This is a genomic window from Streptomyces sp. SPB074, from assembly GCF_000154905.1.
In the GTDB taxonomy this organism is placed as follows: Bacteria; Actinomycetota; Actinomycetes; order Streptomycetales; family Streptomycetaceae; genus Streptomyces.
Genome location: NZ_GG770539.1, coordinates 6,697,334 through 6,699,198, shown reverse-complemented (window position 1 = coordinate 6,699,198; position 1,865 = coordinate 6,697,334). Strand labels below are relative to the sequence as shown.

The 1,865-nt window shown below is 73.5% G+C and carries 2 pseudogenes; both read left to right on the top strand.

What is annotated here, in order from left to right:
• A pseudogene (locus SSBG_RS28670) lies at positions 1-887 on the top strand (MFS transporter); the annotation flags it as partial.
• 8 nt (positions 888-895) lie between these two features.
• Positions 896-1,855, top strand: a pseudogene (locus SSBG_RS28665) (purine-cytosine permease family protein); the annotation flags it as partial.
• Between the last annotated feature and the right edge of the window lie 10 nt (positions 1,856-1,865).

Below are 1,865 nucleotides of genomic sequence, written 5' to 3'. Positions count from 1 at the left end.
TGAGCCAGATCGGCGCGCCACCGCTCGCGGGCCTCGCGCTGGGGCTCGGCGGGGTACCGCTCGCCTTCGCGGTGGCCGGGGCGCTCTTCGCGGGGTCGCTGCCGCTCCTGCACGCGCTGCGGATACGCCCCCTGACGGCCGGGAAGGGGAGCGGCGCGGAGCCGGTGCGCGCGGGCGGCCTGCGCGCCGAGCTGGCCGACGGTCTGCGCCACATCCGCCGGCACCCGCTCCTCAGGCCGCTCGTCCTCGCGCTCGCGCTGTGCGAACTCGGGCTCAGCTCGACGCTCGGTGTCGGCCTCCTGCTGCTCGACGCCGAACGCGGCTGGGGCGCCGCGGGGTACGGGTGGATCGTGGGGGCCTTCGGCGCGGGGGCGGCGGCGAGCGCGGCGCTCCTCACCGCGGTGGGGTGGGTGCCGCGGGCGGGTCTCGTGCTCGGCGGGACGCTCGGGCTCGCCTGCGCGGGCGCGGCGGCGCTCGGCTTCGTACCGGTCCTCGGCGCCGCCGCCGGGTGCGCGGCGCTCACCGGGCTCGCGGCCGGGGCGGCGGGGAGCCTCAACAACAGCCTCCTCCAGTACGCGGCGGACCCCGCCTACCTCGGCCGGGTCACCTCCGTGGTCATGCTCACGATGGTCGGCCTGGCGCCGCTGTCGTACCCGGTGGCGGGGGCCGCGATCGGGGCCTGGGGCGCGGGACCGGTCTTCGCGGGGAACGGCGGCGCTCTCGGCCTGCGGGGCGGCGTACCTGCTCCTGAGCCCGGGCCGCGCGCCACGCCGCCATCGCACGCCCGGGAGCGCCGGGCAGGCCGCGGGGAACGAGCACCAGCGGCCCTGAGCGGGGGCCACGCCGCAGGTGCATCACAGCGCGCCATGTCCGTACACGTTTCCTGAGGGAGCCCGCGGGCGTGTGCCTCTCGCTCATCGCGCAGATCGGCGAGCAGATCGACTACCTGCGCTTCATGCCGCCGCGCACCGAGGAGAACCGGCGCGTGATGGACGGCGGTCGTCATGGCCGGTCCCGGCTGGGTCGTGCTCGGCGCGCTCAAGCAGGCGATCGGCGTCTTCCTCGCCGTGTACATCCTCTCCGGGGTGGGACCGGCCGCCGCGACCGAGCCGATCCAGCAGTTCCGGGGCGCGTTCGAGGCGATGATGCCCTCCTGGCTCGTGGTGCCGCTCGCCGTGGTCCTCGTCGTGATCAGCCAGATCAAGATCAACGTGACGAACGCGTACTCCGGCTCGCTCGCCTGGACGAACTCCTTCACGCGGGTGACCCGCCGCTACCCGGGCCGCATGGTCTTCGTCCTCGTCAACCTGGGCTTCGCGCTCGCGCTGATGGAGGCGGACATGTTCAGCTTCCTCAACGACATCCTGAGCTTCTATTCGAACTGCGCGATCGCCTGGGTCGTGACCGTCGCGAGGACATCATGATCAACAAGTACGTGCTCAAGCTCTCGCCGCTTCAGCCGGAGTTCCGGCGCGGGATGCTCTACGCCGTCAACCCGGTCGGTGTCGTCTCCTTCGTCGCGGCCTCGGGCCTGTCGATCGCGATGTACTTCCACGCGCTCGGTGACACCCTCCAGCCCTACTCGCCGGTCGCCGCCGTCGTCATCGCCTTCGTCCTCACCCCGGTCATGGCGCTGGTGACGCGCGGCAAGTACTACCTGCGGCGCACGGACGACGGGGTCGCCGCGCCGCTCCTGGACGAGGACGGCAACCCGAGCGCGAGCCCGTACCCGTGCCACGTCTGCGGCCAGGAGTACGAGCGCCCGGACGTCACGGCCTGCGTCGCGCACGCGGCGCACGTGTGCTCGCTGTGCCTGAGCACGGACCGCACCGGGGCGCACGTGCTGCCGGTGTGACAGTGCACGG